Here is a 25,851-nt window from a genome sequence, read left to right on the forward strand (position 1 = left end):
TCCCGCCCTTTAGCCTATCCGCCGTACGCGCGCACGAAGAAGACGAGCGTCGTCGCGCCGGTGACGAGCAGCGTCCAGCCGCGCACCATAGCGGGTGACAGCTTCTTGCCGATCACCGCGCCGAGCCACCCGCCCAGGATCGATCCGAGCAGCATCGGCAGGCACGCCCACCACCACACCATCGCGAAGCCGATGAAGATGAACGCCGCGGCGAAGTTGGCGACCGCGAGCATCAGCGTGCGGATCGCGAACAGCTCGCGCGGGCGGATATTGGCGAGCAGGCCATAGACCGCCGTGGTGATCAGCCCGACGCCGCCGCCGAAATAACCGCCATAGATGCCCAGAAACGCCTGGGTGACGAGCAACGTCCGCCGCCCGATCGTAACGCGGGCATGCAGCCAGTCGGCCGCGTGCTTGCCGAACACCATCACCACGAAGGCAAACAGCAGCAGCCAGGGGATGAGGATGTCGAACGTCTCGGTTGGCGTCAGCACCAGCAAGAGGCTGCCGACCAGCCCGAAGACGAAAGTGATCGCCGCCAGCAGCTTGACCGACATGCCGGCGACCGGGGCCAGTTCGTCGCGATAGGCCCAGGCGCTCGTCCCTGCGCCGGGGAGCAGCGCGACGTTCGAACTGGCATTGGCGATGTTGGCGGGCAGCCCCAGCGCGATCAGCACGGGCAAGGTCGCAAAAGTCCCGCCCCCGGCCAACGCATTCATCGCGCCGCCGACGATGCCGGCGCCGGCGGCCAGTGCTATCGAGAAGAGATCCAACCTAAATCCGTTCGCGCTGAGCTTGTCGAAGCGCCGTACTTGTTTTTCCGCCGCAGGAAAGGGCAGAACAGCGCTTCATTCCATGCCCGGAGACGCGCCGATGAACGACGTGCTGGCAGATTATGCCGCAGCGGCGACCCCGGAAATGATCGCCGGCTATGACGCGCTCCCGCCCGAGCAGATCTACGCGTCGGTGCGCGATTTCCTCCCGCGCAAGCCCGCCCGGATCGTTGATATCGGCGCCGGCACCGGCCGCGACGCGGCGTGGTTCGCCGGGCAGGGACACACCGTGCTGGCAGTCGAGCCGGTACGCGAATTGCGCGAGGCCGGCATCGCGCTCCACGGCGACCGGATCGCATGGCTCGACGATACGCTTCCCGATCTCGCCAAGCTGCCGCCGCATGGACCGTTCGATCTCGTCATGCTGTGCGCCGTCTGGCACCATCTCGACACCACCGATCGCGCCCGCGCCATGCCGGTGCTGGCGCAAGTCACAGCGCCCGCCGGTCGGCTGATCCTGTCGCTCCGCCACGGTCCGGATGCACCGGGCACCTTCCCCGCACCGCCCGAAGCAACGATCGACCTGGCGCAAGCGGCGGGCTTCGACCTGACGCACCGAGCCGAAGCGGAGGCAGTGCATGCCGAAAGCCGCGCGGACGGTGTTCGCTGGACGTGGCTGGTACTGACCAAGAGCTCGCTCCGTTCGCCCTGAGCAGACGGGAGCGCGTTCGTTCGAAAGGCGCTCAGCCCAGCGCGGCCTGCTTCTCTTCGGCCTGCCGGTCGAGCTCGGCGCGGCTCTTCTTCTCCGACGCGGTCTTGAGCTGGCCGCAGGCGGCGTCGATGTCGCGGCCGCGCGGCGTGCGCACCGGGGCCGAATACCCCGCCTCGAAGATGATGGTCGAAAAGGCGCGGATCCGCTCGGGGTCCGAGCATTCGTACGGCGCACCGGGCCAGGGGTTGAACGGGATCAGGTTCACCTTGGCGGGCAGCTTGTACTTCTGGATCAGCCGGACCAGCTCGCGCGCATCGGCGTCGCTGTCGTTCTTGTCCTTGAGCATCACATATTCGAAGGTGATCCGCCGGGCATTGTTGGCGCCGGGATAGTCGGCACAGGCCTGGAGCAGCTCCTCGATCCCGTACTTCCGGTTCAGGGGCACGATCTCGTCGCGCACTTCCTTGGTCACCGCATGGAGCGATACCGCAAGGTTCACCCCGATCTCCTCGCCCGCACGCGCCATCATCGGCACCACGCCCGACGTGCTCAGCGTGATCCGGCGCTTCGACAGCGCAAGGCCGTCGCCGTCCATCACCAGCTTCAGCGCATCACGGACATTGTCAAAATTGTAGAGCGGCTCGCCCATCCCCATCATCACGATATTGGTGAGCATGCGCCCCTCGGGCTGGCTCGGCCATTCGCCCAGGCCGTCGCGCGCGAGCATCACCTGCCCGACGATCTCGGCCGGCGTCAGGTTGCGCACCAGCCGCATCGTGCCGGTGTGGCAGAAGCGGCAATTGAGCGTGCAGCCGACTTGGCTGGACACGCAAAGCGTGCCGCGGTCCGCATCGGGGATGAAGACCATCTCGTAGTCCTGGCCGTCGTCCGAACGCAGCAACCACTTCCGCGTGCCGTCGGTAGAGACCTGCGCCTCGACGACTTCGGGGCGCGAGATCACGAAGCGCTGTTCGAGCCAGGGCTGCATCGTCTTCGAGATGTCGGTCATCAGCGAAAATTCGGTGACGCCGCGGTTGTACATCCAGTGGAAGATCTGCTTGGCGCGCAGCTTGGCCTGCTTGGGCTCGAGCTGCGCGGTCTCCAGCGCCATCCGCAGATCGAGCTTGGAGAGCCCGAGCAAGTCGATGCGGCCATCGGCGCGCGGCTTGAAATCGCGCGGAACGGGCACGGGATCGATGTGCCCCGGAATGGGCATGAGGGCGGCCGACTCTGTCTGCATGCGCGCCATGTAGTCGATTTCGTGCAGCTTTTCCACTCCCCGCTCCGCCAGCGGGTCGCGGCGATTTCGGTATCCCTATCCCGCGAATCGAACGCTGCACCGCGGAACGGGTTGCCACTTGGACCCCTGCCCGACCAGCTTGCGTTCAACAGGGGCGTAACAACTGGAGTGACACATGAAGTTTCGCAATTCGATGCTGATCACCGCGGCACTGCTCGCCGCCCCCGCAGCCTTTGCGCAGGACGCCCAGACCACCAGCCCCGCACCGCCGACCACGGCCGCTCCGGCGACCGATCCGTCGGCCCAGACCGGCACCACCGGCTCGGGCACTGCCGCCGCGCTGGTGAGCGACGCCGAAGTCTCGCAATTCGCCACCGCCGCGGTAGCCGCTGCCAAGGTCCGCTCGGACGCGACCGTTCCCGATGCTGACAAGAACGCCAAGATGGTCGAAGCGATCTCCGCCACCGGCCTGCCGCCCGCGCGCTTCAACGAAATCGCCCAGGCGATGCAGGCGGACACCGCGCTCAACAAGCGCATCCAGGACGCCGCTGCCAAGCAGGCCCCGGCCGCTCCGGCACAATAAGCCAGGTCCACGGGCGGCGGTGCGATCGCCGCCCGGCCTCGGGATCTTGCCTGCCAACTCCCCCGGGTGGCCTCTAGCGACTTGGGGAACAGCTCGCCCGGCTGCGATAGACCTCCCCTCGACCAGGACTTTCCCGGCGAGCGGGCCTAGGCGGTGCGCCCCGCACAGCCCAACGCCGCGGCATCGATCGCCGTCGCCGCGCCCTTGAGCGCATAGCTGTCGGCAAAGGCGGCGCCGTTGGTCGCCACCGTCTCCACGCTCATGCTGCGGCCGTCGCGGATCGCGGCGACCACCGCGGCGTCGGTGCGCGCGTCGGGCGCCCAGGCATCGGCATCGCCGGCGCGCAGGTCGAACCGGCGCTCTCCGATCGACAGCGTCACCCGCGCATTGGGCGAGCGCGCCCGGCTGAGCCGGATGTGCAGCTGGTTGCGAACCCCCTGCCCCGGCCAGCTCGCGATGCTGGCGAAAGGCTGGCTGCGGCCGCGCTCGACCGGCCGCGCGATCGCGAAGCAGCGCAGCGGCGAGGGATCGCGAAACGCACCCCAGCTGCCATAAACCCCCAGCGCGTCGCGCGGCAGCATCGCCAGCAGCAGCGCAAGCGCGATCATGCCGGCGCCGCGCCGCGGCCGCTGCCGCGATGGACGATCTGCTCGATGCCATGTTCGATCCGCACGATCGAGCCTTGCGGCAGATCGGGCGCCACCGGCGCGTCGAATTGCGGCATCACGTCGGCGCCGGTCATCACGCCGCGCAGGATGCGGCTCGACATGCCGTGCATGATCACCAGCCGGTCGCCGGGATCGTCATCGGTATCGCCGAGCCACCCCGAAACGCGCGCGGCGATCGCGTCATACCATTCGCCGCCTTCGGGCGGACGGGTGTAGAGCCCGTGCTCGAGATCGAGGAACGACCCGATCTCGTCGTGCAGCTCGGCATAATAGCGGCCGCTCCACGCCCCCATGCCGATCTCGACCAGGCGATCGTCGGTCCGCGCCTGGTGCCAGTCGAGCTCGAGATGCTCGGCGATGATCGCCAGCGTCTGCAGCGCCCTGCCCGCGCTGGACGACCACAAGGTCAGCTTGGGCTTGGGACCCAGGATTTGACGCAGCGCCGCGCCCATTGCGTCGGCCTGGGCGAAGCCCGCGCGGGTGAGCGGCGTGTGTGGATGATCGCCCTGCATCCGGCGCGCGGTGTTGAACACGGTCTCGCCGTGGCGGGCGATGAAGTCGCGGCCCTTTCGGTGGGAAGCTGGCATGGCCCCTTCATCAGCGCCTGCGCACGGCAAAGGCAATGGCCGAATTCGGGCGCGCCCAAATTCTGCCTCGTTTCGTTCAGGCAACGAACAGGTGCCTTACGGCATCAGCACACCGGCATCATCATCCGAAACCGGGTTCACATCCGTTTCTGAAACGGTGGTGCGCGAGATGCGAAGTTCAACCCCCGTGTTGCTCAAATACCACGCTTTCCACTGTTTATCTGAGGTTCATGCAACTGCCGACTCGCATCCCTAGTTAAGCCCCGGCTCGCTCGAACAAGCGGGCCGATACCCAAGGAGTAGTTATGCGTAAGCTTGTTTTCGTCGCCGCCCTCGCCGCCTCGTCGGCGCTCGCCGTCCCCGCCTTTGCGCAGGATTCGGCCCCCGGTGGTTTCCGTGTCGGCGTGATCGGCGGTCTCGACATCGTCCGTCCGGGCGACAGCGAGGATTCGCGCATCAATGGCGACGACCAGAGCATCGAAGGCGCGCTGTACGGCGTAGAGGCGGGCTATGACATCCCGCTTGGCGGCGCAGTGCTCGGCATCGAAGGCGAACTGAGCGGCTCGACCGCCAAGGTCACCACCGACAGCAGCGATCCCAATTTCTTCGGCTATGGCCGCGTCAAGGCCGGCCGTGACATCTATGTCGGCGCACGCCTCGGCTTCGAAGCCGCACCGGGCACGCTGGTCTATGCAAAGGGCGGCTACACCAATGCCCGCCTCAACGTGACCGCCGACAACGGCACCACCACGCTCGACGAGAACTTCCAGCTCGACGGCTGGCGCGTCGGTGCCGGTGTCGAGAAGTCAATCGGCAGCAACACCTATGCCAAGATCGAGTATCGCTACTCGAACTACACCAATGCGGACTTCCAGTTCGCCAATGGCACGGTGACCGACACGTTCGACGTCGATACCGATCGTCACCAGATCGTCGCGGGCGTCGGCTTCCGCTTCTAAGCGGCGCCGCCTCCAGGCGAAAGGAAGGCCGGGGTCCTAAGGGACTCCGGCCTTCTTCGCATCTGCGCCTCGTTCGGGGTTTCACCCGATTCCGGCCTCCAACCAGCCATGCGACCCCTTGATCCGCCGGCATGCAGCCCGGCCGAAGCAGAGGAGTTCGCATGCGTATCGCGTCGATGGCCGCCCCCTTTCTGGCCGCTGTAACCGCCATGCCCGCCCAGGCGCAGGACGGCAGCTTCACCGGCGTCCATGTCGAAGGCGTGGTCGGATGGGACAATTTCAGCAACGGATCGACCGGGATCCGCGAGGATTCGACCGACGGCGTGGTCTGGGGCGGTGCCATCGGATATGATTATGACACCGGCGGCCTGGTGCTGGGCGCCGAAGCCGAGTTCACCGGCTCCAGCGCCTCGGCAAGCAGCGGCGCGGTGATCGTGCCGACCGACAATTTCCGTATCGAGGCCGACCACGACATTTATGTCGGCCTGCGCGCAGGCTATGCCTTCACGCCCCAGTTCCTTGCCTATGCCAAGGGCGGCTATACCGATGCGCGGGTCGAGACGACGTACGAACCCGGTGTTGCCGGCGCCGTGATCACCGAGGATTCGGCGAATTCCGACGGTTTCCGCGTCGGCGCGGGGCTGGAATACCGCACGCCCGGCGGCTTTTTCGGACGCCTGGAATATCGGTATTCGCATTATGGCGACATCGACGGCTACGACATCGACATGGATCGCAGCCAGGTGGTGGCGGGCCTCGGCTTCCGCTTCTGAGCCATACTGCGCCATTTTGCTGTGCATGACAGGGTCGGGGCGCTTGCCCCGGCCCTTTTTGCCGTTAGAGATTATGGACGAGCCAATTCGCCAGCGCCCGGATTCGTGCGCGGCACCGGGGGTTTTGAGTGATGAAGGCGACGATCGAACGCGCAACTCTGTTGAGGGGCCTCAGCCACGTCCAGTCCGTGGTCGAGCGGCGCAACACCATCCCCATCCTCTCGAACGTGCTGATCGAGGCGCAGGCCGGCGGCACGATGCGGCTGATGGCGACCGATCTCGACTTGCAGATCGACGAGACGATCGCCGCCGCAGTCGATCAGCCCGGCGCGATCACCGTCTCGGCGCACACCTTGTTCGACATCGTGCGCAAACTGCCGGAAGGCTCGCAGGTCGAGCTCGCCGCCGCCGAGGGCCGGATCACGGTCAATGCCGGCCGCGCCAAGTTCACCCTGTCGACGCTGCCGCGCGACGATTTCCCGATGATCGCCGAGGGCGAGCTGCCGACCACGTTCGAGCTCCCTGCCGAAACGCTCAAGCAGATCATCGACAAGACCCGCTTCGCGATCTCCACCGAAGAGACGCGCTACTACCTGAACGGCATCTTCCTCCACGTCACCGACGACGCCCAGCCGCTGCTGCGCGCCGCCGCCACCGACGGCCACCGCCTCGCCCGCGTCACCGTGGCGCGCCCCGACGGTGCCGACGGTATGCCCGACGTGATCGTGCCGCGTAAGTGCATCGCCGAGTTGCGGAAACTGCTCGACGAAGTCGATGGTTCGGTCGGGGTCTCGCTGTCGGGCTCGAAGATCCGCTTCGATCTCGGCCAGGCGATCCTGACCTCGAAGCTGATCGACGGCACCTTCCCCGATTACAGCCGCGTCATTCCGACTGCGAACGACAAGATCCTCAAGATCGATCCGAAGAGCTTCATGCAGGGTGTCGATCGCGTCTCGACGATCGCCACCGAGAAGACCCGCGCAGTCAAGATGGCGCTCGATCGCGACAAGATCATCCTGTCGGTGACAAGCCCGGAAAACGGCGCGGCGGCCGAAGAGGTCCCCGGCGACTATGCCGCGATGCCGTTCGAGATCGGCTTCAATAGCCGCTATCTGATGGACATCCTCGGCCAGATCGAAGGCGACCTGGTCGAGGTGCATCTGGCGGACGCCGCGGCACCTACGTTGATTCGCGAGAATGACAGCTCGCCCGCTTTGTACGTCCTGATGCCGATGCGTGTGTGAAATACGACGGGTTGAGTCCCAACTTATCCACGTAATTCCGCGAGTCGCATCAATACGTAGGATTTTGTTTCCGATCGTTCTGGTATGGGATCGGCCATGCACGGACTGGAAGCCCTGGTAGCCTTCAACAATCGCCGAGCGCGCGAAGAGCGCGAGCGGGCCGAGCGCGCGGCCAATGCCCGCGATCGCGCGCTGCATCTCGAAATGGCGTCGATCTTCGCGCACCGCGCCGATGAAAGGCAGCGGCTGCTGCAATAGCCGCGGCTATTGCGCCTTGAGCGTGCTCACATCGGCGCGGGCTCGATCGCGGACCGCACGGACCTGTGCTTCGGCATGACGCTCGACGATCGCCGCTTCCTTGCGCAGCGCCTCGGCACGGGTTTTCAGCCGCTCGGCGTCGAAGCTGTTGGCGATCTCGGCCTGCTGCGCGATAGTATCGGCTTCGCCGCGGATCTGCGCGATCTGGTTTTGCGAGGCGGACTCGATTCCGTCGGCCTGCGCCTCCGCGGCGTTCTGGATATTGGCGATCTGCGCCTGTTCGGGGGTTTGCGGGCCGCATCCCGAAAGCAGCAAGCCCGCAATCATCGCGGGCGCGATCCAGTTTCGCATTACGGTCTCTCCCTGTTCGCTCTGGCAACGGGTGGCCGATGCTTTCGTTGCAACCGACCGGATTGAACTTTTGCGCAGCTTTTGCTATTTACACTTATGTCAGTAGATTGAGCGGATAGATCATGGCGACCCAGGCACCCGAAGTTTTCAATCCCGGCGTTCCGATGAAGCGCGAATGGGGCACGGCGCTTTCAGCGCTGCGCCGGCTGCTGTCGAACGGCGACGACACCGAGCAGGTGTTCCGCATCATGCGCGCGCTGAACGGCGACGTCACCCAGAAGAACTATCGCAAGCTGCTCACCGTACCGGGCGGCGGCAAGCTCGCCTATCGCCGGCTCGAACTGGCCGACCGCCTCTCCGACCGCAGCTGGATCGACGGGTTCGCCGAGGGCACCGTCGGCGGCACCTATCGCGCCTTTCTCGACGCGACCGGCTATTCGGCCAAGGGGCTCGAGGAAGTCAGCATGAACGCGATCGGCGCCGAGGCTTTTGCCGTCGAGCATCCCTATGCCTGGATGGGCCGCCGCGAGCGCGACATCCACGATCTCTGGCACGTCCTCACCGGCTACAAGGCCGACGAGCATCTCGGCGAAGCGTGCCTCGTCGCCTTTTCCTATGCGCAGACCGGCGGGCTCGGCTGGGCGTTCATCGCCGCCGGCGCGGCGCTCAAGAGCATCCGCATCACCGGCAAGCGCGACTTCTTCCGCGCGGTGATCGAAGGCTATCGCCACGGCAAGCAGGCCGGCTGGCTGCACGGCGAGGATTATGAAGCGCTGCTCGCCGAACCGCTCGAAGCCGCGCGGCAGCGGCTGAACATCGTGCCGCCCAAGGCGTATCGCGTCGCCCAGGCGAGCCTCGCCGAAGCGGGGCTCACCGGGATCTGAGGCTCAGGGCAGCGGCGGTAGCGGCGTCGCCGGTTCTGCTGGCGCCGACATCGCCTCATCGAGCGCCGCCCCGTCGATCACCGGTCCCGGCAGGACGAAGCGCGCCGAATCGATCGCGGCGGTGCTGACTTCGCGAAGCCGCACTTCCTCCATCACTTTCAGGCGCAGCGGCGTGCCCTTGGCGAGCACTTCGCGCGCGCGGACTGCAAAATCGGTGTGGGAGACGATCCCGTCAAACGCCTGCAAGGCTGTATCCAGCACCTCGACGAATACGGCCCCGACCGGCACCAGGTCCGCGTCGCCGGTCAGCACGACTTCGATCGCCTTTCCGCCCGACTCCGGGGCCATCAGCGTCCACAGGCTGCCCTTGCGGCCGGCGACCGTCTCGTCGGGGCCCTTGGTCACTGCGATGCGCACCGGCGCGGCGCCCGGCTTTGCACGCTCCTTGGCCAGCTTGGTCTCGGCCAGGTCGAGAAACGCCTGCCGCGGGACGACGAGCGGCGTGCCGTCTCGATAGATGACGAGATGGACTACGCCGCCGCGGCGCATCAGCGCGAACTTGCCCGCGACTTCGGCACGATAGTCACCGCCATCATCGACTTCGACCGAGAGCTGTTCCTTGCCGAGATCGTAGCGCGCAGTGACGTCGGCCGCCGCCGGCAGCGGCGCGAACGCCAATATGGCGGCGAAAACCGACGCCGCACGCATCACTTCGCCTTCGCCGCCGGGCTCGGCGCGGCCTGGGGTTCGGCAGCCTTGGGCGCGCCGCCCTTGGGCTCGCCCTGCGCCGGCACCGGCGGGACCGCCGCCGCGCGGGCACGATCGCGCTCGGCAGTCAGCCGGGCCTTGAGCGCCGCCTTGTCGATCACTGCGGGCAGCGCGAAGGCCTTGGCGTCGATCGCCCCCTTCTCGACCTTGTCGAGCTTGAGCGCGGTGTCGAAGCGCAGCACCATGCCCTTGCCCAGCATCTCCTCGACGCGCTTCTCCAGATTGCCCCGGCCGCCCTGCATCTGCTGCGATTGCGCGGCGCCGAGCTTGGTCTGCATCTCCAGCGCCTTGCCGATATTGGCATAGGCCGGATCGCTGCTGATCACCGCTTCGAAGCTCTCGGTCGCCGGGCCCTGCTTCGCGCTGACCTTCCACACGTCGCCGGGGACTTCGGCGACGGTCTCGGTGCCCTGCTTGGCGAGATCATATTCGCCCTGCGGCGGCGTGCCCATCGGCTTGATCCCCCCATCCTTCATCATCTCGCCCATCACCGCGACGAAATCGGGGATGCTCGCGGCGAACTTGCCCTTGGCGTCGGTCAGCACGAGATATTCGGTGCCGCCCTTGCGGACGAACTGCTGCTGGCCGGCATCGATCCGGGCATCGCCGTTCCCCGCTGCCTGGACGGTGATCGTCCCCGCGCCGCCGCCCACCGTGTAGCGGGCAGTGACATCCTCGGGCGCCTTCGAACAGGCAGCCAGAGCGAGCGCCGCGACGGCGGCAATACAGATACGGATCATGAGGTCTCCTTTTGCGGCCTTCATCGGCGAAGCGCTGTCCGGCGGCAAGAGGCTGCGCTAGAGGAGAGTCGCAAATGCCCGTCACGCGACTTGTCCTCACCGATTTCCGCAACCATCGCGACGCCGTGCTGGCGCCCGGGGCGGGATTCGTCGTGCTCACCGGAGAGAATGGCGCGGGCAAGACCAACCTTCTTGAGGCGGTATCGCTGCTCGCGCCCGGCCGCGGCCTGCGCCGCGCGTCGCTTTCCGAGATGACGCGCCAGGGCGCCGCCGGCGGTTTCGGCGTCGCGGCGGCATTGGGCGATGTCGACATCGGCACCGGCACCCAGCCCGACGCACCCGAGCGGCGGCTGGTGCGCGTCAACGGCGCCGCGGCGGCGGCGACCGCGCTGGCCGAATGGGTGACGGTGCTGTGGCTGACGCCGGCGATGGACCGGCTGTTCGTCGAGGGTCCGGGCGAGCGCCGCCGCTTCCTCGACCGGCTGACGCTGGCGCTGGCGCCCGGCCACGCCCATCACGCAACGCGCTACGAAGCCGCGATGCGCCAGCGCAACCGGCTGCTCGCCGACGAGGCACCCGCCGACCCCGAATGGCTGTCGGCACTCGAAGCGCGCATGGCCGAGCATGGCGCGGCGATCGACGCCGCACGCCGCGACACCGTGAACGCCCTCGCCGAACGGATCGCGCACCAGCCCGAAGGCATATTCGCCCGCGCCGGCCTCGCGATCGAGGGATGGCAAGGCGACGCCGACGCGCTCGCCCGCGAACTGCGCGACGGCCGCCGCCGCGACGGCGCCGCGGGCCGCACGCTGGCAGGGCCGCACCGCAGCGACTTGCTGGTCACCCATCTCGGCAAGCAGCAGCCCGCGCATCTCTGCTCGACCGGCGAGCAGAAGGCCCTGCTCCTCGGCCTCGTCCTCGCCCATGCCGAACTCGTCGCCGACCGCGTCGGCCGCGCGCCCATCCTGCTCCTCGACGAAGTCGCCGCGCATCTCGATCCGGGCCGGCGCGCCGCATTGTTCGAGCGGCTGGCCAGTGGCGGCCAGGTGTGGATGACCGGCACCGAGCCCGAATTGTTCGACGCCGTCCCCGGCGGTGCGACGCGCTACACGGTGGCCCACGGGACGATCGACCTCGGGGCCGGGAGAGAATGATGACGCAACCGCCAAAGCCCTGGGATGGCGAACAGGTCCGCAAATGGCTCGAACGCCGCTTCGAAGCCGCCCGGCTCGATCAGGCCGCGGCGGACCGGCGCGGCTATGAAGCGCAGGACGATTACGACAAGGCGGCCGCCGAGGAATGGGTCTGCCGCGCGCTCAAGGCCCCGGACTGCACCAACGACCAGGCCGCGCTCGCCAAGCGCCTCAAGGAACTGATCGGCCAGGACGAATACCAGGCGACGGGCATCTACGACGACACCCGCTTCGAACGCCACGTCCGCGGCCACCTGCGCAAGCTGGCGAAGATGACCAAGGCGAACGAGGGGTTCGAGAAGACGCTGCGCTATCAGTGAAGACGGCGCAGTCCGCGCGAACGGCAGCTTTCGCCCCAAAGTCGGCCATTAGTCTCACGGCTTGCCTTGCCCGAGAGCGGACCTAATCCAAGCGCTTCATGAACCCGTTGGAGAAATAGCCGACCAATGCGCCGCTCAGTTCTTCACTGACCATCGACGCGAGCGCCTCACCCTCCTTGTCGAGTTCGGCTACGCGATGATTTGGGAAGCCAGCGAAGTGCACCTCTTCGTATTGCGCCTGCCACGTAGCAATGCGGTCTGCGAGACGATCCGACAGGCCGAGGGATTTCGGATCGACGTAGCCGCCGTCGACGGCGTTGCGAACACCAGTTCCTGACAGCATTCCATCGATCAGAAACTCGTTTGCCATGTCGCCTCCGGCGTGAAGAATAAACTCCGAGCGGAACGGGTGCAACGGCAGCTAATGGCGCCACCGGAGCCAGAAGCGGTCGGACTGCGAGCCACCCGATAGTCGCCATTTGTCCTCCCACTCAAACCCGCTGGCAATGTAGGATTTGTTCTGCTTTCGTTCAGGCATGAGCAACCCAACGCCTCCCCGAACCGCGCCAGTTGACCATCCCGCGCGCAAACGGGCGAATCCGTCACTTTCGACAAGCGGTCAACCGTCGCAAAGGCCCGGAAACCGCGCAAATCCTTGCTTTCCCCAGCCAACCAAAAGGTTGGAAGTCTCCGCGCCGGTCGAATTGGCCAACCTCATGGTTGGCTATCGGGTCGACGCGACCTTTGCCGCGCTCGCCGATCCGACGCGCCGCGAGATGCTCGCCCGGCTCGCCGAAGGAGAGAAGCCGGTCGGCGCGCTGACCGGCGGCTTCGCGATGAGCGCGGCCGGCGCCGCCAAGCACCTCGCCGTGCTTGAAGCGGCAGGGCTGGTCCACGCCTGCCGCAGGGGCCGCCATCGCTACTGCCGGCTCGACACCGATCCGCTCGCCGAAGCGGCGCTGTGGCTGCGCCGCTGGCATCGGTTCGAAAGCCCCAGGGCCGCGCGTCTCCGCGCACTGCTCGATACCGCGGAGCGCATCGGGTGACCGCGATGGAGCCTCCTGCGTGGCCTGTCCCGCACCACGCCATTTTGCTTCCGTTTCGTGAGCGCCGACCCTATATGCTGGGCATGGCAAATACCGACGATCAGACCCCCGAAAACCTCCCCAACGCAAATGCCTATGGCGCCGACTCGATCAAGGTCCTCAAGGGCCTCGACGCAGTGCGCAAGCGCCCCGGCATGTATATCGGCGACACCGACGACGGTTCGGGCCTCCACCACATGGTGTTCGAGGTTTCGGACAACGCGATCGACGAGGCACTGGCCGGCCATTGCGACAAGATCATCATCCAGCTGAACGCCGACGGTTCGGTCAGCGTCGAGGATAACGGCCGCGGCATCCCCACCGGCATCCACTCCGAGGAAGGCGTCTCGGCAGCCGAGGTCATCATGACCCAGCTCCATGCCGGCGGTAAGTTCGAGAACACGTCGGACGACAACGCCTACAAGGTCTCGGGCGGCCTGCACGGGGTCGGCGTCTCGGTGGTCAACGCGCTCTCCGAGTGGCTCGATCTCAACATCTGGCGCGATGGCGAGGAGCATTACATGCGCTTCGCGTTCGGCGACGCCGTCGCCCCGCTCAAGGTCCTCGGGCCTGCGCCTGAAGGCAAGAAGGGCACCCGCGTCACCTTCCTCGCCAGCCCGGCGACGTTCAAGATCACCGAATATGACTTCGAGAAGCTCGAGCACCGCTATCGCGAGCTGGCATTCCTGAACTCGGGCGTCCGCCTGTTCCTGCGCGATGCGCGGCATGAGGAAGTCAAGGAAGTCGAGCTTTATTACGAAGGCGGCATCGCCGCGTTCGTGAAGTATCTCGATCGCAACAAGACGCCGCTGATGCCCGATCCGGTGGCGATCGCCGGCACCCGCGACGACGTGACGATCGACGTCGCGCTCGAGTGGAACGACAGCTATTACGAAAACGTCCTCTGCTTCACCAACAACATCCCGCAGCGTGACGGCGGCACCCATCTCGCCGCGTTCCGCGCCGCGCTGACGCGCACGATCAACAGCTATGCCGACAAGTCCGGCGCGCTGAAGAAGGAGAAGGTCAGCCTCACCGGCGACGACATGCGCGAGGGCCTCACCGCGATCGTCTCGGTCAAGCTGCCCGATCCCAAGTTCAGCTCGCAGACCAAGGACAAGCTGGTCAGCAGCGAAGTCCGCCAGCCGCTCGAAAGCCTGATGGCGGACAAGATGGCCGAGTGGCTGGAAGAAAACCCGGCAATGGCCCGCGCGATCATCCAGAAGGTGATCGATGCCGCCGCCGCCCGCGAGGCCGCCAAGAAGGCGCGCGAGCTCACCCGGCGCAAGGGCGTGATGGACATCGCGTCGCTGCCCGGCAAGCTCGCCGACTGCCAGGAGCGCGATCCCGCCAAGTCCGAACTGTTCCTCGTCGAGGGTGACTCGGCCGGCGGATCGGCCAAGCAGGGCCGCGACCGCCACTTCCAGGCGATCCTCCCCTTGCGCGGCAAGATCCTCAACGTCGAGCGCGCACGCTTCGATCGCATGCTCGGCAGCCGCGAGATCGGCACGCTGATCCAGGCGATGGGCACCGGCATCGGCCGCGACGACTTCAACGTCGAGAAGCTGCGCTACCACAAGATCGTCATCATGACCGACGCAGACGTCGATGGCGCGCATATCCGCACGCTGCTGCTGACCTTCTTCTATCGCCAGATGCCCGAGATCATCGAGAAGGGGCACCTCTACATCGCCCAGCCGCCGCTCTACAAAGCGAGCAAGGGCCGCAGCGAAGTCTATCTCAAGGATGACAGCGCGCTCGATCAGTATCTGGTCGATGCCGGCGTCGGCGGCAACGTGCTCGAGACCACGGGCGGCAGCCGCAGCGGCGAGGATCTGCGCGATCTGGTCGAGCATGCCCGCCGCATGCGCACCCTCATGCGCTATGTGCCGCGCCGCTACGATCCGATGATCATCGAGGCGCTGGCGCTCGGCAACGGGCTCGATCCCGCAGCATCGCGCGAGCAGCGCGAGGAGAGCCTCAAGTCGAGCGTAACCCGCCTCGACGCCGCCGATGTCGAAGCGCGCTGGTCGGCGCGCGTCACCGACGATGGCGGCTATCATTTCGAGCGACGCTGGCGCGGGGTGACCGATCACCACATCGTCGAGGCGGCGTTCCTCATCTCCGCCGAGGCGCGCAAGCTCCACACGCTGGCGAGCGAGCAGGCGCCAAGCTACCTGACGCCGTCCAAGCTGGTGCCGTCCAAGGCGATCCCCGCCACCGAGATCGAGGCTGCGGCCGCGCTCGAAGGCGAAGAGACCGAGGAGCCGGTGACCGTCGGCAAGGGCCAGGCTCTGGTCTCGCGCCCGAGCCAGCTGCTCGACGCGATCCTCGCCGCGGGACGCAAGGGCCTGTCGATCCAGCGCTACAAGGGTCTCGGCGAAATGAACGCCGAGCAGCTCTGGGAGACCACGCTCGATCCGCAGGCACGCTCGATGCTGGTGGTGCAGGTCGACCAGGCCGACGTCGCCGACGCGATCTTCACCCAGCTGATGGGCGACGTGGTCGAGCCGCGCCGGGAGTTCATTCAGGAGAATGCGCTGAGCGTCGCCAATCTCGACGTCTGATCCTTTGGGATTCTGGCAAAGGGGGTCGGCGCCGAACTAGAAGGCGATCGAGACAAGCAAGTTAGGTCGCGCGAACCCTGTCATCGCGCACCGCTTGCGACGGCAAGAAAGTCGCGGCACAGACCCGCTCGGATTCCCGGGGCGGCTTCAAGCTGCGCCCGCTGGATGCCGGCATTTATCTGGTTCTGGTGCGCCACCGCACCGCTGCACCGACCGGTTCCGCGACCCCCTATCGCAGCTATACCTACACCCTCGCCTTCGACGCCGCCTGAGTCCGGAAGGACATCCCATGCGCCATCCTGCCCTGCTCGCCGCCGCTCTCCTCGTCGCCGGCTTCGCCGCGGTGCCCGCTTGTGCCCAGCATGCCGCCGACGCCTTCATCGCCGCCTGGGACGGCAATTGCGACGGCGGGATTTCCAAGGATGAATATGTCGGCGAATATGCCGCTCGCCTAGACAAGCAGCTCGCCGCGTCGAGCCGCACCGAAGAGGCCCGGCGCGAGGAGCGCACCCGTCAGATCCGCCAGACCCATGTCCGCTTCGGCGTGCTCGATACCGACAAGGATGGCGTCATCACCGCCGCCGACGCGGCGCACCACAAGGCGCACTAATCGGCACCCGTTCGCCCTGAGGCGGCAGGCCGTCGCCTCAGCCTGATCGAAACGCCCAACGCAGTGTACTCGCGATACTGCGCGTACCCGCGCGCACCGCGGGCGCTGCAAGGCCGGGGCTGCGCAGGCCATGCATCCGCCGCGCCCATTCGGGAAGCAAGTCGATCGCGGCCTGGAAGGTGAGAGCCTGGAACGGTTTCACCGCCAGGCTCGGCGCGGGCTGGGTCAGCAGGATCTGCGCGACTTCGCGGGTGCGGGCATCGACGCGCAACTCGGGGAGCATTTCGGCGATCAGCGCATCGGCCTCGGCGCGGCTGCGCGGGATGCGGTCGGCGCCCAGCGCTTCGGCGATGATCGCGAACTCGGCGAAATAGCGGTCCTGGTCGGCAAGCGTCATGCCCGGTTCGGCATAGCGCATCCACGCGTCGAGAAAGCTGACCGCCTCCGTCACGTGCACCCACGAAAGCAGCCTGGGATCGTCGGCGACATAGGGCGTGCCGTCGGGCAGCGTACCCTTCACCCGCCTATGGACCTCGCGCACCTTCTCGATCGCCGCTTCGGCCTCGGCGCGCGAGGCATAGCCGGTCACGGCGATGAACCGCGCAGTGCGCCGCAGCCGGCCAAGCATGTCGCCGCGAAAGCTCGAATGGTCCCATACCCCCGCCAGCACCGCGGGGTGGAGCATCTGGAGCAGCAACGCCGCGACGCCGCCGACCATCATCGTCGTCACGTCGCCATGGACGCGCCACGTCACCGAATGCGGTCCGAACAGCCCGTCCGGGTTGCGCACCACCGGCTTTTCGCCCCGCGCCTGATCGTTGAATACCGCGCGAACCTGCCCGATCAGGGCGGACTTGAGCGCGCGGGCAGCCTGGGTGGTGGGGTTCATGCGCACCAAGCTAAGGTCGCGCGTCAGCACTGCAAGTCACCAGCAATCGCGACGCGGGCACGTACGCAGACAAATCAACGCCAATTGCGCGTCGAAAAGTCGATGTTGGGACGATGCAACAACGCGTGGATTGACCCGCGTCCTCTTGCAGTGCAGCAAACGCGGCCATGGCTAGCCTGGCGATCGCAAACAACCCCGACATCCGCTTCTTGGGACGCCTGCTCGGCGACGTGATCCGGGCCTATGGCGGCGAGGAGCTGTTCAAGCGGATCGAATATATTCGCGCGACGTCGGTCGACCGGCACCGCGGTGTCGCCGGCGCGGCCGCGATCGATTCGGGGCTCGACCGGCTGAGCCTGGACGAGACGCTCGATTTCGTCCGCGGCTTCATGCTGTTCTCGATGCTCGCCAATCTCGCCGAGGACCGGCAGGGCGTCGAGACCGAACAGGATGCCGACATGGCATCGGCGCTCGCGCGGCTCAAGGAACATGGCATCGGCCATGATGCCGTGATGGCGCTGCTCGATCACGCCCTCGTCGCGCCGGTGCTGACCGCGCACCCGACCGAAGTGCGGCGCAAGTCGATGATCGACCACAAGAACCGGATCGCCGAATTGATGGCGCAGAAGGATCTCGGGGTCGAGGAGACCGAGGACGGCGACAAGGTCGAGGAAGCGATTCTGCGCCAGATCGCCTTGCTATGGCAGACCCGCGTGCTGCGCCGCGAAAAGCTCGGCGTCGCCGACGAAGTCGAGACCGCGCTTTCCTATCTGCGCGACGTGTTCCTCCCCGTCCTGCCTGCGCTCTATGCCCGCTGGGACCGCGCGCTGGGCGAACGCGCGCCGAGCTTCCTGCGCGCCGGCAGCTGGATCGGCGGCGACCGCGACGGCAATCCCTTCGTCACCGCGGACTCGATGAAGCTGGCGCTCGCCCGCTCGGCCGAAACGGTGCTCGCTTACTATATGGAGTCGGTCCACGCGCTCGGCGCCGAGCTGTCGATCTCGACCGAACATACCGCCGTCAGCGACGATGTAATCAAGCTCGCCGAAGCCAGCCACGACACCGGCAAGAGCCGCGAGGACGAGCCCTATCGCCGCGCGCTCACCGGCATCTACGCGCGCCTGTCCGCTACCCATGAGAAGCTCACCGGCAAGCGCGCACCCCGGCCCGCGCCGCTCCAGGCCGAATCCTATGCCGAGCCGGGCGAGCTACGTGAGGAACTCGTCGCGATCGCCCGCGGGCTTGCAGCTGAAGGCGATGGCCCACTCGCCAGCGGCGGCGCGCTCGGCCGGCTGATCCGCGCAGTCGAGACCTTCGGTTTTCACCTCGCCACGCTCGACATGCGTCAGAACAGTGCGATCCACGAGCGCGTCGTCGCCGAATTGCTCAAGGCCGCCGGGATCTGCGACGACTATCTCGCGCTCGATGAAGATGCGCGCGTGGCGCTGCTCCGCATCGAGCTGGAAAGCCCGCGGCTGATCACCAGCCCCTATGCCGACTATTCGGAGGAAACTGCCTCCGAGCTCGCGATTGTCCGCGCCGCCGCCGATGCGCACGGCAAATACGGCCGCCAGTGCATCACCCATTACATCGTCTCGATGGCCCAGTCGGTCTCGGACCTGCTCGAAGTCCATCTGCTGCTCAAGGAAGCAGGGCTCTATATCCCCGGCGCGGATCCCCAGGCGCACATCATGGCGATCCCGCTGTTCGAGACGATTGCCGATCTCGAAGGCGCGCCGGCGATCATGGAGGCCTGGCTCGGCCTGCCCGAAGTCGCGGCGATCGCGGCGAAGCGCGGGCATCAGGAAGTCATGATCGGCTATTCGGACTCGAACAAGGACGGGGGCTACCTGACTTCGACCTGGCAGCTCAGCCGCGGCTCGACGGCGCTCAAGCCGGTGTTCGAAAAGGCCGATATTGCGATGCAGCTATTCCACGGCCGCGGCGGCGCTGTCGGGCGCGGCGGCGGGTCGAGCTTCTCGGCGATCCTCGCCCAGCCGACGGGCACGGTGCAGGGCCGTATCCGCATCACAGAACAAGGCGAAGTGATCGCGGCAAAATACGGCACCCGCGCCAGCGCGATGACCAATCTCGAGGCGATGGCCTCGGCCACGCTCCTCGCCAGCCTCGAGCCCGAGCAGCTCGCCCCCGCCGATGCCGAACGCTTCGCCGCGGCGATGGACGAGCTCTCGGATACGGCGTTCAAGGCCTATCGAGGGCTCGTTTACAGCACCGACGGCTTCACCACCTTCTTCCGCCAGGCGACGCCGATCGCAGAGATCGCCGGGCTCAAGATCGGATCACGCCCGGCCAGCCGCAAGAAATCGGACGCGATCGAGGATCTGCGCGCGATCCCCTGGGTGTTCAGCTGGGCGCAGGCGCGCGTGATGCTGCCAGGCTGGTATGGCGTGGGCGCGGCGATCGACGCCTTCGCCGACAAGGGCCTGCTGCGCGAAATGGCGTCGGGCTGGCCGCTATTCGCCTCGACGCTGGCCAATATGGAGATGGTCCTCGCCAAGTCCGACATGGACGTTGCACAACATTATGCCGCACTGGTCGAGGACAAGGCGCTGCGCGACAGCATCTTCGGCCGTATCCGCGATGGCTGGGAGCAGACGCATGATGGATTGCTGCAGGTGACTCGCCAGACCCGTTTGCTCGAAAAGCATCCGGGGCTCGAAACCTCGATCCGGCTGCGCACTCCTTATATCGAGCCGCTCAACCTGCTCCAGATCGAGCTGCTCAAACGCCACCGCGCCGGCGAAGAGGATGCCAGGATCGGCGAAGGCATCCTGCTCTCGATCAACGCCATCGCAACGGCTCTGCGCAACAGCGGCTGACCTCGAAATCCTTGCGAAGCGGGGGAGGTGGCAGGCGAAGCCTGACGGAGGGGGCATCTCCGCAAAGGCATCGCTCGCGGAGAGCCCCTCCACCAGGTCCCTCCGCCGCTTCGCTAGGAGGACTTAAAGTCAGGCCAGAAACGGCGCCGCAACGTCCTCCGGCACCCGCACCAGCCGCCCAGTCGCACGATCCAATATCGCCCAGGTCGTCTTCGCCTCGACTCGCACCTTCCCATCGGCCCCGGTGAACTTCATGTAGCGATTGAACCGCGCACCCTTGGGCGGCTCGTCCACCCAGGTCTCAGCGGTCACCGTCTCGCCTTCGAGGACGCTGGAGCGATAGTCGATCTCGTGGCGCGTTATCACCCAGATATAGGCTTCGTGATGCTCGGGCGCGGCGATCGCGTGCCAGTGCGCCACTGCGACATCCTGAATCCATTTCACCCACACCGCATTGTTGACGTGGCCGAGGATGTCGATGTCCTCGGGGCCGGCGGTTATCGTAGCGGTATAGGGCGTCATGCCCACGATCTTACTTAACCAGCTCTGGAAGCGCAGCCTTCATTTGCGGCCTCTATAGGGATGCGATGGTTCCGCTACGTCCGGCACGCCTTTTCCGCAGCCGCTGGGCAGCCATGTTCTGGGCCGCGGGCGTGATCTTCACTGCGGTGACGACGATCGGCTTCGGCGACTCGGAAGGCAAGGCAGTGGAATCGACTCTCGTCGATGCCACCGGCGCCAACGTCAGCGACGCCGATCTGGCGATGCTCCAGAACTTCCTCAGCGAATAATCCTGCACGCGATAGGTGGCAGGCCGGGCGCAGTGAAGGTCATGTCGTCGCCCTTGCCGCGCAACTCATAGCCCTTGGTCGTGTAACGGATGCCCGATGCGACACGCTCCTCGCGCAAGCTCGCGATCTGCTTGCCGCCGCGCGACACGGTGACGCGGTCTCGATCGAAGCGCGCGACGAGCCGCGAACCGTCCATGCAGCGATAACGCGCCATCGATCGATTTTCTTCGCTGGGCTGGGGTGCGGGCGCAGCCTCGCCGGGGCGCGGCTTGATATCGGTGCTGCGGATGCGCCAGCGGCGCTGTTCGGCGGTGGCGCCGTCGATGTCGGCAGTGCGGTGCAGCGTCACCGAACCGCGCATCTCGAATGGCTGTGCGCCCCGCTTGAGCCGGCCCTGAACTCGCACCGGCACATTCACATAGCGCTGGCCCGCGCCCGAATCGATTCGGCCGGGCACACCGATAGTGGCGTGGTATTCCGAATAGCGATCGAAGCTCGCCGCAAAGGCTGGGGCGTCCATCCCGGCCGCACCCGCGTCCCACAGCCGATATGCCTGACCGTATTTCTGCTCGCCGAGCAGCGCATAATAGGTCTGGACGACATCGGCTGCGCCCTGCGCGCTGTCCTCGGCGAACGGCGCTTCGCTGACCGGGGTCCGGCCGTCTTCGATTCCGTTGGGCGCGGGCGTTGCCGCAGGCACCTTGCCGGACGCAGCTCTTTTGGATGGCAGCGCGGCAAGATCGTTTGTCGGGGCATCGTTTGTCGGGGCAGCGACATTTTCACTGGGCTGGGGCGAGCAGCCGGCCAGCGTGAGAAGCAACGGCAGATACAGGCGCATGCGATTTCCTGTCAGGAGGCGGGCGACGAACGCGCCCGCCTTCGCGCCGTTCCTCAGTCCGGGAGGGGACGGTTGCCGACAAAGCCCAGCCGATTGACGCCCGCGCGCTTGACCACGGCGAGCACCCCGTCGAAGCGATCGTAGCGCGCATCGGGATCGGTGTTCATGTGGAGCACCGCCGCCGCGTCGGCCTGCATCATGGCGAGCAGGCCCGGCAGCTCGGCATCGGCGATACGGCGGCCGTCCCAGAACAAGGTGCCGGCGCGATCGATGCCGAGCTGGTGTGGGCGCGTTTCGGTCACGGGGCCCGGCCCCGAGGGCAAGTCGATTGGAATCTTGTGCGTCGCCATCGGCATGCCGAGGATCATCACGATCAGTAGCACCAGCATAACGTCGATGAACGGCGTGACGTTGATTGCGCTGAATGGAACGGGCTCGGGGACACGCGCGGCCTTGACCATGGCACCTCTCCTCTATTGTTATGATGCAACGTATCACTCGCCATCAAAGGCGCAATAGAGATTCTTCGCCATATCCTCTCTCGCGCAGCGGGGGAGATGTCACGCGCAACATGACAGAGGAGGTTTAGCCGCGCTCTCCGCTTATGGTGGCACCGCCTCATCAATTCGCGATCTCGACCCCGTCACGCGAGGGAGGATTTCGGGAACTCAGCAGCTCTCGTATCTCCAATTGCGCCGCTTGCCGTCGCGCATCCATTCCACCGCTTCGGCGGCGCGCTTGGCCCTGGTCTCCAGCCGCTTGGCCTCGGCGATCCATTCGCAATATTCGCGGCGGCAGCCGCCTTTGCATCAGTGGCGAGCGCCTCGGCGGCACGTCGGCTTCGGGCTTGGGCGGCTCCGCGGCGCGCGCCGGCTTAACTTCCGCGTCGATCCGCGCCACGGCCTCGCGGATCTGCGCCTCGAACGTCGCTGCGTTGGGCAGATCGTCGAGGTTCCCGACCCGGCCATATTGGCCCGTCGCGGCGCCTTCCTTGCCGGTCGCCAGCGCCACGCGGTCCCAGAAGCCGAAGGTCGCATTCGCCTTGAATGCGGCCATGTTGGCCAGCGGCTTCCTCTTGTAGGTGAAGGCCGGCATCGACCATTGATCGATTCCACCTCGGGTCAGGCCGCGTGGACGCGTTCGCGCAGCCAGGCGAGGATCGGCTGCGCGAACGCCGCCCCGCCTGCGATCTAGCTATCGAAACGCGCATCACGCGACATGGCGCCCTCCCCGAATGAAGAGCGCCATGCTGGGTCCGGGCCGCGGCCCGGTCAAGCGTCAGGGTTCGAGCGCGGCCTCGTCGCCATCGTCGAGTTCCTCGTCCAGCTCTTCGTCGTCGACATCCTCGTCATCGAGATCGGCCTGGATCTCGTCCTCGCGCTGGTCGTCGTCGTCCTGCTCGGCGTCGTCGTCTTCCTCGCCGATCTCGCCGTCGACCATGTTGAGCTCGTCGGTATCATCGTCGTCGCCGTCATCGCCCAGATCGACGGGGATGTCGGTCAGGATGTTGCCGTCGCTGGGCGCATCGTTGGTCGCCTCGATGATTTCGGCGCGCTGGCTCTCGTCATAGCCTTCGTCATCGAAACCGTCGTCGTTGGGACCCTGTACCGGAACCTGATGACCACCCATCGCCTGTCCTTTTCGCTCTGGGGGCCGAAAGATCCCCCGTCCGATGTGCGAACGGAGAGCGTGGCCACTCCGTTCCGTCAGCTCGGGCGGAAAAGCCGGCCCCGCTCCGCGACTGCGACCGCGACCATGGCCAGTACGCCCATCAGCAGGAAGCCCGCATAGAGCGGCACAGTGGTGCCGTCGAACGACTGGCCGATCTGCGCGCCGATCAGCGCCCCGCCCAACGTGGCGACAAAGCCCTGCAGGCTCGAGGCGGTGCCGGCGATCTCCCCCATCCGCTCCATCGCCATTGCCGAGAAGTTCGAGGTGGCCAGGCCGAAGCTCGCCATCATCAGCGCCTGGAGGATCGCGAAGGTCCACAGATTCTCGAAGCCGGCAAAGGCGACGCCGAGATGGATCGCGGCGAACAGGATCAGCGCCGACAGCGCAGTATGCGAGATCCGCCGCGTGCCGATCTTCATCACGATCCGCGAATTGAGGAACGAGCCGATCGCCATCGTGCTGGCCACCGCGGCGAACACCAAGGTGAGCAGTTCGGGCCGTCCGAACACGACTTCCATGATCTGCTGCACCGATCCGATGAAGCCGAACAATCCGCCCGAGAGCAAGGCAGCCGCGAGGGTGTAGCCGACGGCGCAACGGTCGCGGAGCACCAGCCCGTAATCGGCGATGATCCGGCTGGGCTGGAGGCTCTGGCGCGACTCCATGTCGAGTGTCTCGGGCATACGCAGCCAGAACCACGCCACCACCAGCGCAGAAACCGCCGCGACGCCCCAGAAGATCATCCGCCACGATCCGCCGACAGCGAGCACGCCTTGCCCGAAGGCAGGCGCGAAAATCGGCGCGGCCATGAAGACGATGAAAGCTAAACTCATCACACGCGCCATTGCCCGCCCGGCGAAGCAATCGCGCACCAGCGCCACCGTCACCACCCGGGCGCCGGCGGCCGAGGCGCCCATCGCCGCACGGGCGACCAGCAGCAGCTCGAAGCTGCCCGAGATCGCCGCGAGGGCACTGGTGAGCACATAGGAAACGAGCGCGACGATCAGCACCGGCCGCCGCCCGAACCGGTCCGACAACGGCCCGTAGATCAGCTGGGCGAATGCGAACCCGAGCAGGAACGCGGTGATGACGAACTGGCGATGATTGGGTTCGGTAACGCCCAGGCTGTCGCCCATCGCGGGCAGTGCCGGCAACATCGAATCGATGCCCAGCGCAGTCAGCGCCATCATCGACGCGATCAGCGTCACGAACTCGCCGAACCGAAGTGGTGCGCGATTGGCGGAGTCGGTGGAGAGATGCGGCTGGGACATGGCAGTGCCAATGGCGGATCGCCGCGCAGGCGTCACCCCCTTGCTAGCGGCCGACGGCGCAAATTGATCGCCGTCATGCCGGTGCGCCCGCTTGTTCGGCAGGGGCTTGCGGGTCTAACTGGATGCAACACACGGAGACTCGCATGCTCGACACTCTCGCTGAGATCCCGGCGCTTTCGCTCGCCGACCAGCAAACCGATCCGGACGGCTTCTCACGGCAGTTCGGCCAGTCCTTCCAGCGCTTCGGCTTCGCTGTGGTGCGCGATCACGGCATCCCTGATGCGCTGATCGAGCGCGCCTGGGCGATGACCAAGGCGTTCTTCGACCTGCCCGAAGAGGTCAAGCGTGGCTATTTCGTTTCCGGCGGTGGCGGCGCGCGCGGCTACACCCCGTTCAAGACCGAGATCGCCAAGGGTGCGACACATGTCGATCTCAAGGAATTCTGGCATGTCGGCCGCCAGCTGGCGGAGGGCCATCGCTTCGCCCCACAGATGCCGGCGAACATCTGGCCCGACCAGCCCGACGGCTTCCGCGAGACCTTTCTCGAGCTGTTCCAGGCATTCGACGATGCCGGCGACAAATTGCTCTCGGCGATCGCGCGCTATCTCGGACTGGCACCCAACTGGTTCGATCCGGCGGTCAAAGACGGCAATTCCGTCCTGCGCCTGCTCCATTATCCGCCGGTCGCCGCCGACGCTCCCGAAGTTCGTGCCGGCGCGCATGAGGACATAAATCTGATCACGCTGCTGCTCGGCGCCGAGGAAGCCGGGCTCGAGCTGCTCGACCGCGACGGCAAGTGGCTCCCGGTCAAGCCGCCCCAAGGCGCGATGGTGGTCAATGTCGGCGACATGCTCCAGCGGCTGACCAACCACGTATTGCCCTCGACCACGCACCGCGTCGTCAATCCGCCGCCCGAGCGACGCGGCAATTCGCGCTATTCGATGCCGTTCTTCCTGCATCCTGCACCCGATTTCCTGATCGAGACCTTGCCCGGCTGCATCACCGCCGAGCGCCCGAATCGCTATTCCGAGCCGATCAGCTCGCACGATTATCTCCACGAACGGCTGGTCGAGATCGGGCTGATCAAGAAATAGTATCTTGAAAGCCCCTCCCCTTCAGAGCATCGGGTGATCAGCGCGGGGCGCTGATCACCCGATGCTGGGTTGGGGGTGGGACCTAGCCGTCTCACCGAGCCTGACACATGTCCCACTGCCCCACCCCAACCCCTCCCCTGAA

General features: G+C 66.3%; 30 protein-coding genes. 15 read left to right on the plus strand and 15 right to left on the minus strand.

Annotated features, from left to right (window positions below; genetic code table 11):
* Positions 1–14 precede the first annotated feature (14 nt).
* Positions 15–773, minus strand: coding sequence for a sulfite exporter TauE/SafE family protein (locus tag BXU08_RS12010; RefSeq protein ID WP_150125520.1), 759 nt, complete (start codon positions 771–773; stop codon positions 15–17).
* A 100-nt stretch (positions 774–873) separates the two neighbouring features.
* Between BXU08_RS12010 and BXU08_RS12015 the strand changes: the two genes are divergently transcribed.
* A complete protein-coding gene (locus BXU08_RS12015) occupies positions 874–1,485 on the plus strand; it encodes a bifunctional 2-polyprenyl-6-hydroxyphenol methylase/3-demethylubiquinol 3-O-methyltransferase UbiG (protein ID WP_077512336.1) in 612 nt (203 codons plus the stop codon).
* A 31-nt stretch (positions 1,486–1,516) separates the two neighbouring features.
* Here BXU08_RS12015 and rlmN read toward each other — a convergent pair whose 3' ends face one another.
* Positions 1,517–2,701 carry a 23S rRNA (adenine(2503)-C(2))-methyltransferase RlmN gene (gene rlmN / locus BXU08_RS12020; protein ID WP_077512338.1) on the minus strand — a complete coding sequence of 395 codons (1,185 nt, stop codon included), beginning with the start codon at positions 2,699–2,701 and terminating at the stop codon, positions 1,517–1,519.
* Between the two features lie 199 nt (positions 2,702–2,900).
* Between rlmN and BXU08_RS12025 the strand changes: the two genes are divergently transcribed.
* Positions 2,901–3,308 (plus strand): DUF4168 domain-containing protein, encoded by a 408-nt coding sequence (locus BXU08_RS12025; RefSeq protein WP_077510273.1) that lies wholly within the window; start codon positions 2,901–2,903, stop codon positions 3,306–3,308.
* A gap of 146 nt (positions 3,309–3,454) precedes the next feature.
* Here the strand turns inward: BXU08_RS12025 and BXU08_RS12030 are convergent, their stop codons facing one another.
* Both BXU08_RS12030 and BXU08_RS12035 read right to left on the minus strand, forming a co-directional pair.
* Positions 3,455–3,916: a hypothetical protein gene (locus tag BXU08_RS12030; RefSeq protein WP_077510274.1), complete on the minus strand. Its 462-nt coding sequence runs from the start codon at positions 3,914–3,916 to the stop codon at positions 3,455–3,457.
* Complete coding sequence (locus tag BXU08_RS12035; protein WP_077510275.1) at positions 3,913–4,563, minus strand: histidine phosphatase family protein; 651 nt, start codon at positions 4,561–4,563, stop codon at positions 3,913–3,915. Before BXU08_RS12035 ends, BXU08_RS12030 begins: the two co-directional genes overlap by 4 nt.
* 305 nt (positions 4,564–4,868) lie before the next feature.
* Here BXU08_RS12035 and BXU08_RS12040 point away from each other — a divergent pair, with 305 nt between their 5' ends.
* The 4 genes from BXU08_RS12040 to BXU08_RS20060 all read left to right on the plus strand — a co-directional run bounded on the left by BXU08_RS12040 (position 4,869) and on the right by BXU08_RS20060 (position 7,797).
* Positions 4,869–5,522: an outer membrane protein gene (locus tag BXU08_RS12040; RefSeq protein ID WP_077510276.1), complete on the plus strand. Its 654-nt coding sequence runs from the start codon at positions 4,869–4,871 to the stop codon at positions 5,520–5,522.
* Positions 5,523–5,683: 161 nt separating this feature from the next.
* Positions 5,684–6,295, plus strand: coding sequence for an outer membrane protein (locus tag BXU08_RS12045; RefSeq protein WP_077510277.1), 612 nt, complete (start codon positions 5,684–5,686; stop codon positions 6,293–6,295).
* A gap of 131 nt (positions 6,296–6,426) precedes the next feature.
* Positions 6,427–7,539, plus strand: a complete 1,113-nt coding sequence (gene dnaN, locus BXU08_RS12050; RefSeq protein ID WP_077510278.1) for a DNA polymerase III subunit beta — start codon at positions 6,427–6,429, stop codon at positions 7,537–7,539.
* Positions 7,540–7,635: 96 nt separating this feature from the next.
* Entirely contained in the window at positions 7,636–7,797 is a 162-nt protein-coding gene (locus tag BXU08_RS20060; protein WP_171982505.1) for a hypothetical protein, read from the plus strand.
* A gap of 6 nt (positions 7,798–7,803) precedes the next feature.
* Here BXU08_RS20060 and BXU08_RS12055 read toward each other — a convergent pair whose 3' ends face one another.
* Positions 7,804–8,148, minus strand: coding sequence for a hypothetical protein (locus BXU08_RS12055; RefSeq protein WP_077510279.1), 345 nt, complete (start codon positions 8,146–8,148; stop codon positions 7,804–7,806).
* Between the two features lie 122 nt (positions 8,149–8,270).
* Between BXU08_RS12055 and BXU08_RS12060 the strand changes: the two genes are divergently transcribed.
* Positions 8,271–9,032 (plus strand): Coq4 family protein, encoded by a 762-nt coding sequence (locus BXU08_RS12060; protein WP_077510280.1) that lies wholly within the window; start codon positions 8,271–8,273, stop codon positions 9,030–9,032.
* Positions 9,033–9,035: 3 nt separating this feature from the next.
* On the opposite strand, the gene BXU08_RS12065 is transcribed toward BXU08_RS12060, so the two are convergent.
* Together BXU08_RS12065 and BXU08_RS12070 are read right to left on the minus strand one after the other, a co-directional pair.
* On the minus strand, positions 9,036–9,740 hold the full coding sequence (locus BXU08_RS12065) for a hypothetical protein (protein WP_077510281.1): 705 nt from the start codon (positions 9,738–9,740) through the stop codon (positions 9,036–9,038).
* Positions 9,740–10,540, minus strand: a complete 801-nt coding sequence (locus BXU08_RS12070) for a hypothetical protein (RefSeq protein WP_150125521.1) — start codon at positions 10,538–10,540, stop codon at positions 9,740–9,742. The genes BXU08_RS12065 and BXU08_RS12070 overlap by 1 nt, the downstream gene beginning before the upstream one ends.
* Positions 10,541–10,614: 74 nt before the next feature.
* Here BXU08_RS12070 and recF point away from each other — a divergent pair, with 74 nt between their 5' ends.
* Together recF and BXU08_RS12080 are read left to right on the plus strand one after the other, a co-directional pair.
* Positions 10,615–11,694 carry a DNA replication/repair protein RecF gene (recF, locus tag BXU08_RS12075; RefSeq protein WP_077510283.1) on the plus strand — a complete coding sequence of 360 codons (1,080 nt, stop codon included), beginning with the start codon at positions 10,615–10,617 and terminating at the stop codon, positions 11,692–11,694.
* Positions 11,694–12,053, plus strand: coding sequence for a hypothetical protein (locus BXU08_RS12080; protein ID WP_077512340.1), 360 nt, complete (start codon positions 11,694–11,696; stop codon positions 12,051–12,053). Before recF ends, BXU08_RS12080 begins: the two co-directional genes overlap by 1 nt.
* Positions 12,054–12,135: 82 nt before the next feature.
* Here BXU08_RS12080 and BXU08_RS12085 read toward each other — a convergent pair whose 3' ends face one another.
* The gene (locus tag BXU08_RS12085) at positions 12,136–12,423 is read right to left on the minus strand and encodes a hypothetical protein (protein ID WP_077510284.1); all 288 of its coding nucleotides are present in this window, start codon (positions 12,421–12,423) and stop codon (positions 12,136–12,138) included.
* A 346-nt stretch (positions 12,424–12,769) separates the two neighbouring features.
* On the opposite strand from BXU08_RS12085, the gene BXU08_RS12090 reads away from it, so the two are divergent.
* From BXU08_RS12090 to BXU08_RS12105, 3 genes are all read left to right on the plus strand, one after another.
* The gene (locus tag BXU08_RS12090; protein WP_077512342.1) at positions 12,770–13,099 is read left to right on the plus strand and encodes a helix-turn-helix transcriptional regulator; all 330 of its coding nucleotides are present in this window, start codon (positions 12,770–12,772) and stop codon (positions 13,097–13,099) included.
* A gap of 74 nt (positions 13,100–13,173) precedes the next feature.
* A complete protein-coding gene (gene gyrB, locus BXU08_RS12095) occupies positions 13,174–15,705 on the plus strand; it encodes a DNA topoisomerase (ATP-hydrolyzing) subunit B (RefSeq protein ID WP_077510285.1) in 2,532 nt (843 codons plus the stop codon).
* Between the two features lie 289 nt (positions 15,706–15,994).
* Positions 15,995–16,315, plus strand: coding sequence for a hypothetical protein (locus BXU08_RS12105; protein WP_077510286.1), 321 nt, complete (start codon positions 15,995–15,997; stop codon positions 16,313–16,315).
* A gap of 37 nt (positions 16,316–16,352) precedes the next feature.
* On the opposite strand, the gene BXU08_RS12110 is transcribed toward BXU08_RS12105, so the two are convergent.
* On the minus strand, positions 16,353–17,204 hold the full coding sequence (locus BXU08_RS12110) for an oxygenase MpaB family protein (protein WP_077510287.1): 852 nt from the start codon (positions 17,202–17,204) through the stop codon (positions 16,353–16,355).
* A gap of 167 nt (positions 17,205–17,371) precedes the next feature.
* Between BXU08_RS12110 and ppc the strand changes: the two genes are divergently transcribed.
* The gene (ppc, locus tag BXU08_RS12115) at positions 17,372–20,044 is read left to right on the plus strand and encodes a phosphoenolpyruvate carboxylase (RefSeq protein WP_077510288.1); all 2,673 of its coding nucleotides are present in this window, start codon (positions 17,372–17,374) and stop codon (positions 20,042–20,044) included.
* Between the two features lie 129 nt (positions 20,045–20,173).
* Here the strand turns inward: ppc and BXU08_RS12120 are convergent, their stop codons facing one another.
* Positions 20,174–20,566, minus strand: a complete 393-nt coding sequence (locus tag BXU08_RS12120) for a thioesterase family protein (RefSeq protein ID WP_077510289.1) — start codon at positions 20,564–20,566, stop codon at positions 20,174–20,176.
* Between the two features lie 65 nt (positions 20,567–20,631).
* Here BXU08_RS12120 and BXU08_RS19600 point away from each other — a divergent pair, with 65 nt between their 5' ends.
* Positions 20,632–20,835, plus strand: coding sequence for a hypothetical protein (locus BXU08_RS19600; RefSeq protein WP_150125522.1), 204 nt, complete (start codon positions 20,632–20,634; stop codon positions 20,833–20,835).
* Here BXU08_RS19600 and BXU08_RS12125 read toward each other — a convergent pair.
* The 5 genes from BXU08_RS12125 to BXU08_RS12145 form a co-directional block, all read right to left on the minus strand.
* Positions 20,825–21,673: an MliC family protein gene (locus BXU08_RS12125; RefSeq protein ID WP_077510290.1), complete on the minus strand. Its 849-nt coding sequence runs from the start codon at positions 21,671–21,673 to the stop codon at positions 20,825–20,827. The genes BXU08_RS19600 and BXU08_RS12125 overlap by 11 nt on opposite strands.
* A 53-nt stretch (positions 21,674–21,726) precedes the next feature.
* Positions 21,727–22,134, minus strand: coding sequence for a biopolymer transporter ExbD (locus tag BXU08_RS12130; RefSeq protein ID WP_077510291.1), 408 nt, complete (start codon positions 22,132–22,134; stop codon positions 21,727–21,729).
* 207 nt (positions 22,135–22,341) lie between these two features.
* Positions 22,342–22,446, minus strand: a complete 105-nt coding sequence (locus BXU08_RS20545; RefSeq protein ID WP_077512344.1) for a hypothetical protein — start codon at positions 22,444–22,446, stop codon at positions 22,342–22,344.
* Between the two features lie 505 nt (positions 22,447–22,951).
* Positions 22,952–23,302, minus strand: a complete 351-nt coding sequence (locus BXU08_RS20065) for a DNA primase (protein WP_077510292.1) — start codon at positions 23,300–23,302, stop codon at positions 22,952–22,954.
* 77 nt (positions 23,303–23,379) lie between these two features.
* Entirely contained in the window at positions 23,380–24,615 is a 1,236-nt protein-coding gene (locus BXU08_RS12145; protein ID WP_077510293.1) for a multidrug effflux MFS transporter, read from the minus strand.
* A gap of 143 nt (positions 24,616–24,758) precedes the next feature.
* On the opposite strand from BXU08_RS12145, the gene BXU08_RS12150 reads away from it, so the two are divergent.
* Complete coding sequence (locus BXU08_RS12150; protein ID WP_077510294.1) at positions 24,759–25,709, plus strand: isopenicillin N synthase family oxygenase; 951 nt, start codon at positions 24,759–24,761, stop codon at positions 25,707–25,709.
* The last annotated feature ends 142 nt before the right edge of the window (positions 25,710–25,851 follow it).

This window comes from Sphingomonas sp. LM7, assembly GCF_002002925.1.
Taxonomy (GTDB): Bacteria; Pseudomonadota; Alphaproteobacteria; order Sphingomonadales; family Sphingomonadaceae; genus Sphingomonas.

Excerpts from the sequence above, each read along its gene's own strand:
- BXU08_RS12015 (WP_077512336.1), top strand. The coding sequence starts at position 874 with ATGAACGACGTGCTGGCAGATTATGCCGCAGCGGCGACCCCGGAAATG.
- rlmN (WP_077512338.1), bottom strand. The coding sequence starts at position 2,701 with ATGCCCATTCCGGGGCACATCGATCCCGTGCCCGTTCCGCGCGATTTC.
- BXU08_RS12025 (WP_077510273.1), top strand. The coding sequence starts at position 2,901 with ATGAAGTTTCGCAATTCGATGCTGATCACCGCGGCACTGCTCGCCGCC.
- BXU08_RS12030 (WP_077510274.1), bottom strand. The coding sequence starts at position 3,916 with ATGATCGCGCTTGCGCTGCTGCTGGCGATGCTGCCGCGCGACGCGCTG.
- BXU08_RS12035 (WP_077510275.1), bottom strand. The coding sequence starts at position 4,563 with ATGCCAGCTTCCCACCGAAAGGGCCGCGACTTCATCGCCCGCCACGGC.
- BXU08_RS12040 (WP_077510276.1), top strand. The coding sequence starts at position 4,869 with ATGCGTAAGCTTGTTTTCGTCGCCGCCCTCGCCGCCTCGTCGGCGCTC.
- BXU08_RS12045 (WP_077510277.1), top strand. The coding sequence starts at position 5,684 with ATGCGTATCGCGTCGATGGCCGCCCCCTTTCTGGCCGCTGTAACCGCC.
- dnaN (WP_077510278.1), top strand. The coding sequence starts at position 6,427 with ATGAAGGCGACGATCGAACGCGCAACTCTGTTGAGGGGCCTCAGCCAC.
- BXU08_RS20060 (WP_171982505.1), top strand. The coding sequence starts at position 7,636 with ATGCACGGACTGGAAGCCCTGGTAGCCTTCAACAATCGCCGAGCGCGC.
- BXU08_RS12055 (WP_077510279.1), bottom strand. The coding sequence starts at position 8,148 with ATGCGAAACTGGATCGCGCCCGCGATGATTGCGGGCTTGCTGCTTTCG.
- BXU08_RS12060 (WP_077510280.1), top strand. The coding sequence starts at position 8,271 with ATGGCGACCCAGGCACCCGAAGTTTTCAATCCCGGCGTTCCGATGAAG.
- BXU08_RS12065 (WP_077510281.1), bottom strand. The coding sequence starts at position 9,740 with ATGCGTGCGGCGTCGGTTTTCGCCGCCATATTGGCGTTCGCGCCGCTG.
- BXU08_RS12070 (WP_150125521.1), bottom strand. The coding sequence starts at position 10,540 with ATGATCCGTATCTGTATTGCCGCCGTCGCGGCGCTCGCTCTGGCTGCC.
- recF (WP_077510283.1), top strand. The coding sequence starts at position 10,615 with ATGCCCGTCACGCGACTTGTCCTCACCGATTTCCGCAACCATCGCGAC.
- BXU08_RS12080 (WP_077512340.1), top strand. The coding sequence starts at position 11,694 with ATGACGCAACCGCCAAAGCCCTGGGATGGCGAACAGGTCCGCAAATGG.
- BXU08_RS12085 (WP_077510284.1), bottom strand. The coding sequence starts at position 12,423 with ATGGCAAACGAGTTTCTGATCGATGGAATGCTGTCAGGAACTGGTGTT.
- BXU08_RS12090 (WP_077512342.1), top strand. The coding sequence starts at position 12,770 with ATGGTTGGCTATCGGGTCGACGCGACCTTTGCCGCGCTCGCCGATCCG.
- gyrB (WP_077510285.1), top strand. The coding sequence starts at position 13,174 with ATGCTGGGCATGGCAAATACCGACGATCAGACCCCCGAAAACCTCCCC.
- BXU08_RS12105 (WP_077510286.1), top strand. The coding sequence starts at position 15,995 with ATGCGCCATCCTGCCCTGCTCGCCGCCGCTCTCCTCGTCGCCGGCTTC.
- BXU08_RS12110 (WP_077510287.1), bottom strand. The coding sequence starts at position 17,204 with ATGAACCCCACCACCCAGGCTGCCCGCGCGCTCAAGTCCGCCCTGATC.
- ppc (WP_077510288.1), top strand. The coding sequence starts at position 17,372 with ATGGCTAGCCTGGCGATCGCAAACAACCCCGACATCCGCTTCTTGGGA.
- BXU08_RS12120 (WP_077510289.1), bottom strand. The coding sequence starts at position 20,566 with ATGACGCCCTATACCGCTACGATAACCGCCGGCCCCGAGGACATCGAC.
- BXU08_RS19600 (WP_150125522.1), top strand. The coding sequence starts at position 20,632 with ATGGTTCCGCTACGTCCGGCACGCCTTTTCCGCAGCCGCTGGGCAGCC.
- BXU08_RS12125 (WP_077510290.1), bottom strand. The coding sequence starts at position 21,673 with ATGCGCCTGTATCTGCCGTTGCTTCTCACGCTGGCCGGCTGCTCGCCC.
- BXU08_RS12130 (WP_077510291.1), bottom strand. The coding sequence starts at position 22,134 with ATGGTCAAGGCCGCGCGTGTCCCCGAGCCCGTTCCATTCAGCGCAATC.
- BXU08_RS20065 (WP_077510292.1), bottom strand. The coding sequence starts at position 23,302 with ATGGGTGGTCATCAGGTTCCGGTACAGGGTCCCAACGACGACGGTTTC.
- BXU08_RS12145 (WP_077510293.1), bottom strand. The coding sequence starts at position 24,615 with ATGTCCCAGCCGCATCTCTCCACCGACTCCGCCAATCGCGCACCACTT.
- BXU08_RS12150 (WP_077510294.1), top strand. The coding sequence starts at position 24,759 with ATGCTCGACACTCTCGCTGAGATCCCGGCGCTTTCGCTCGCCGACCAG.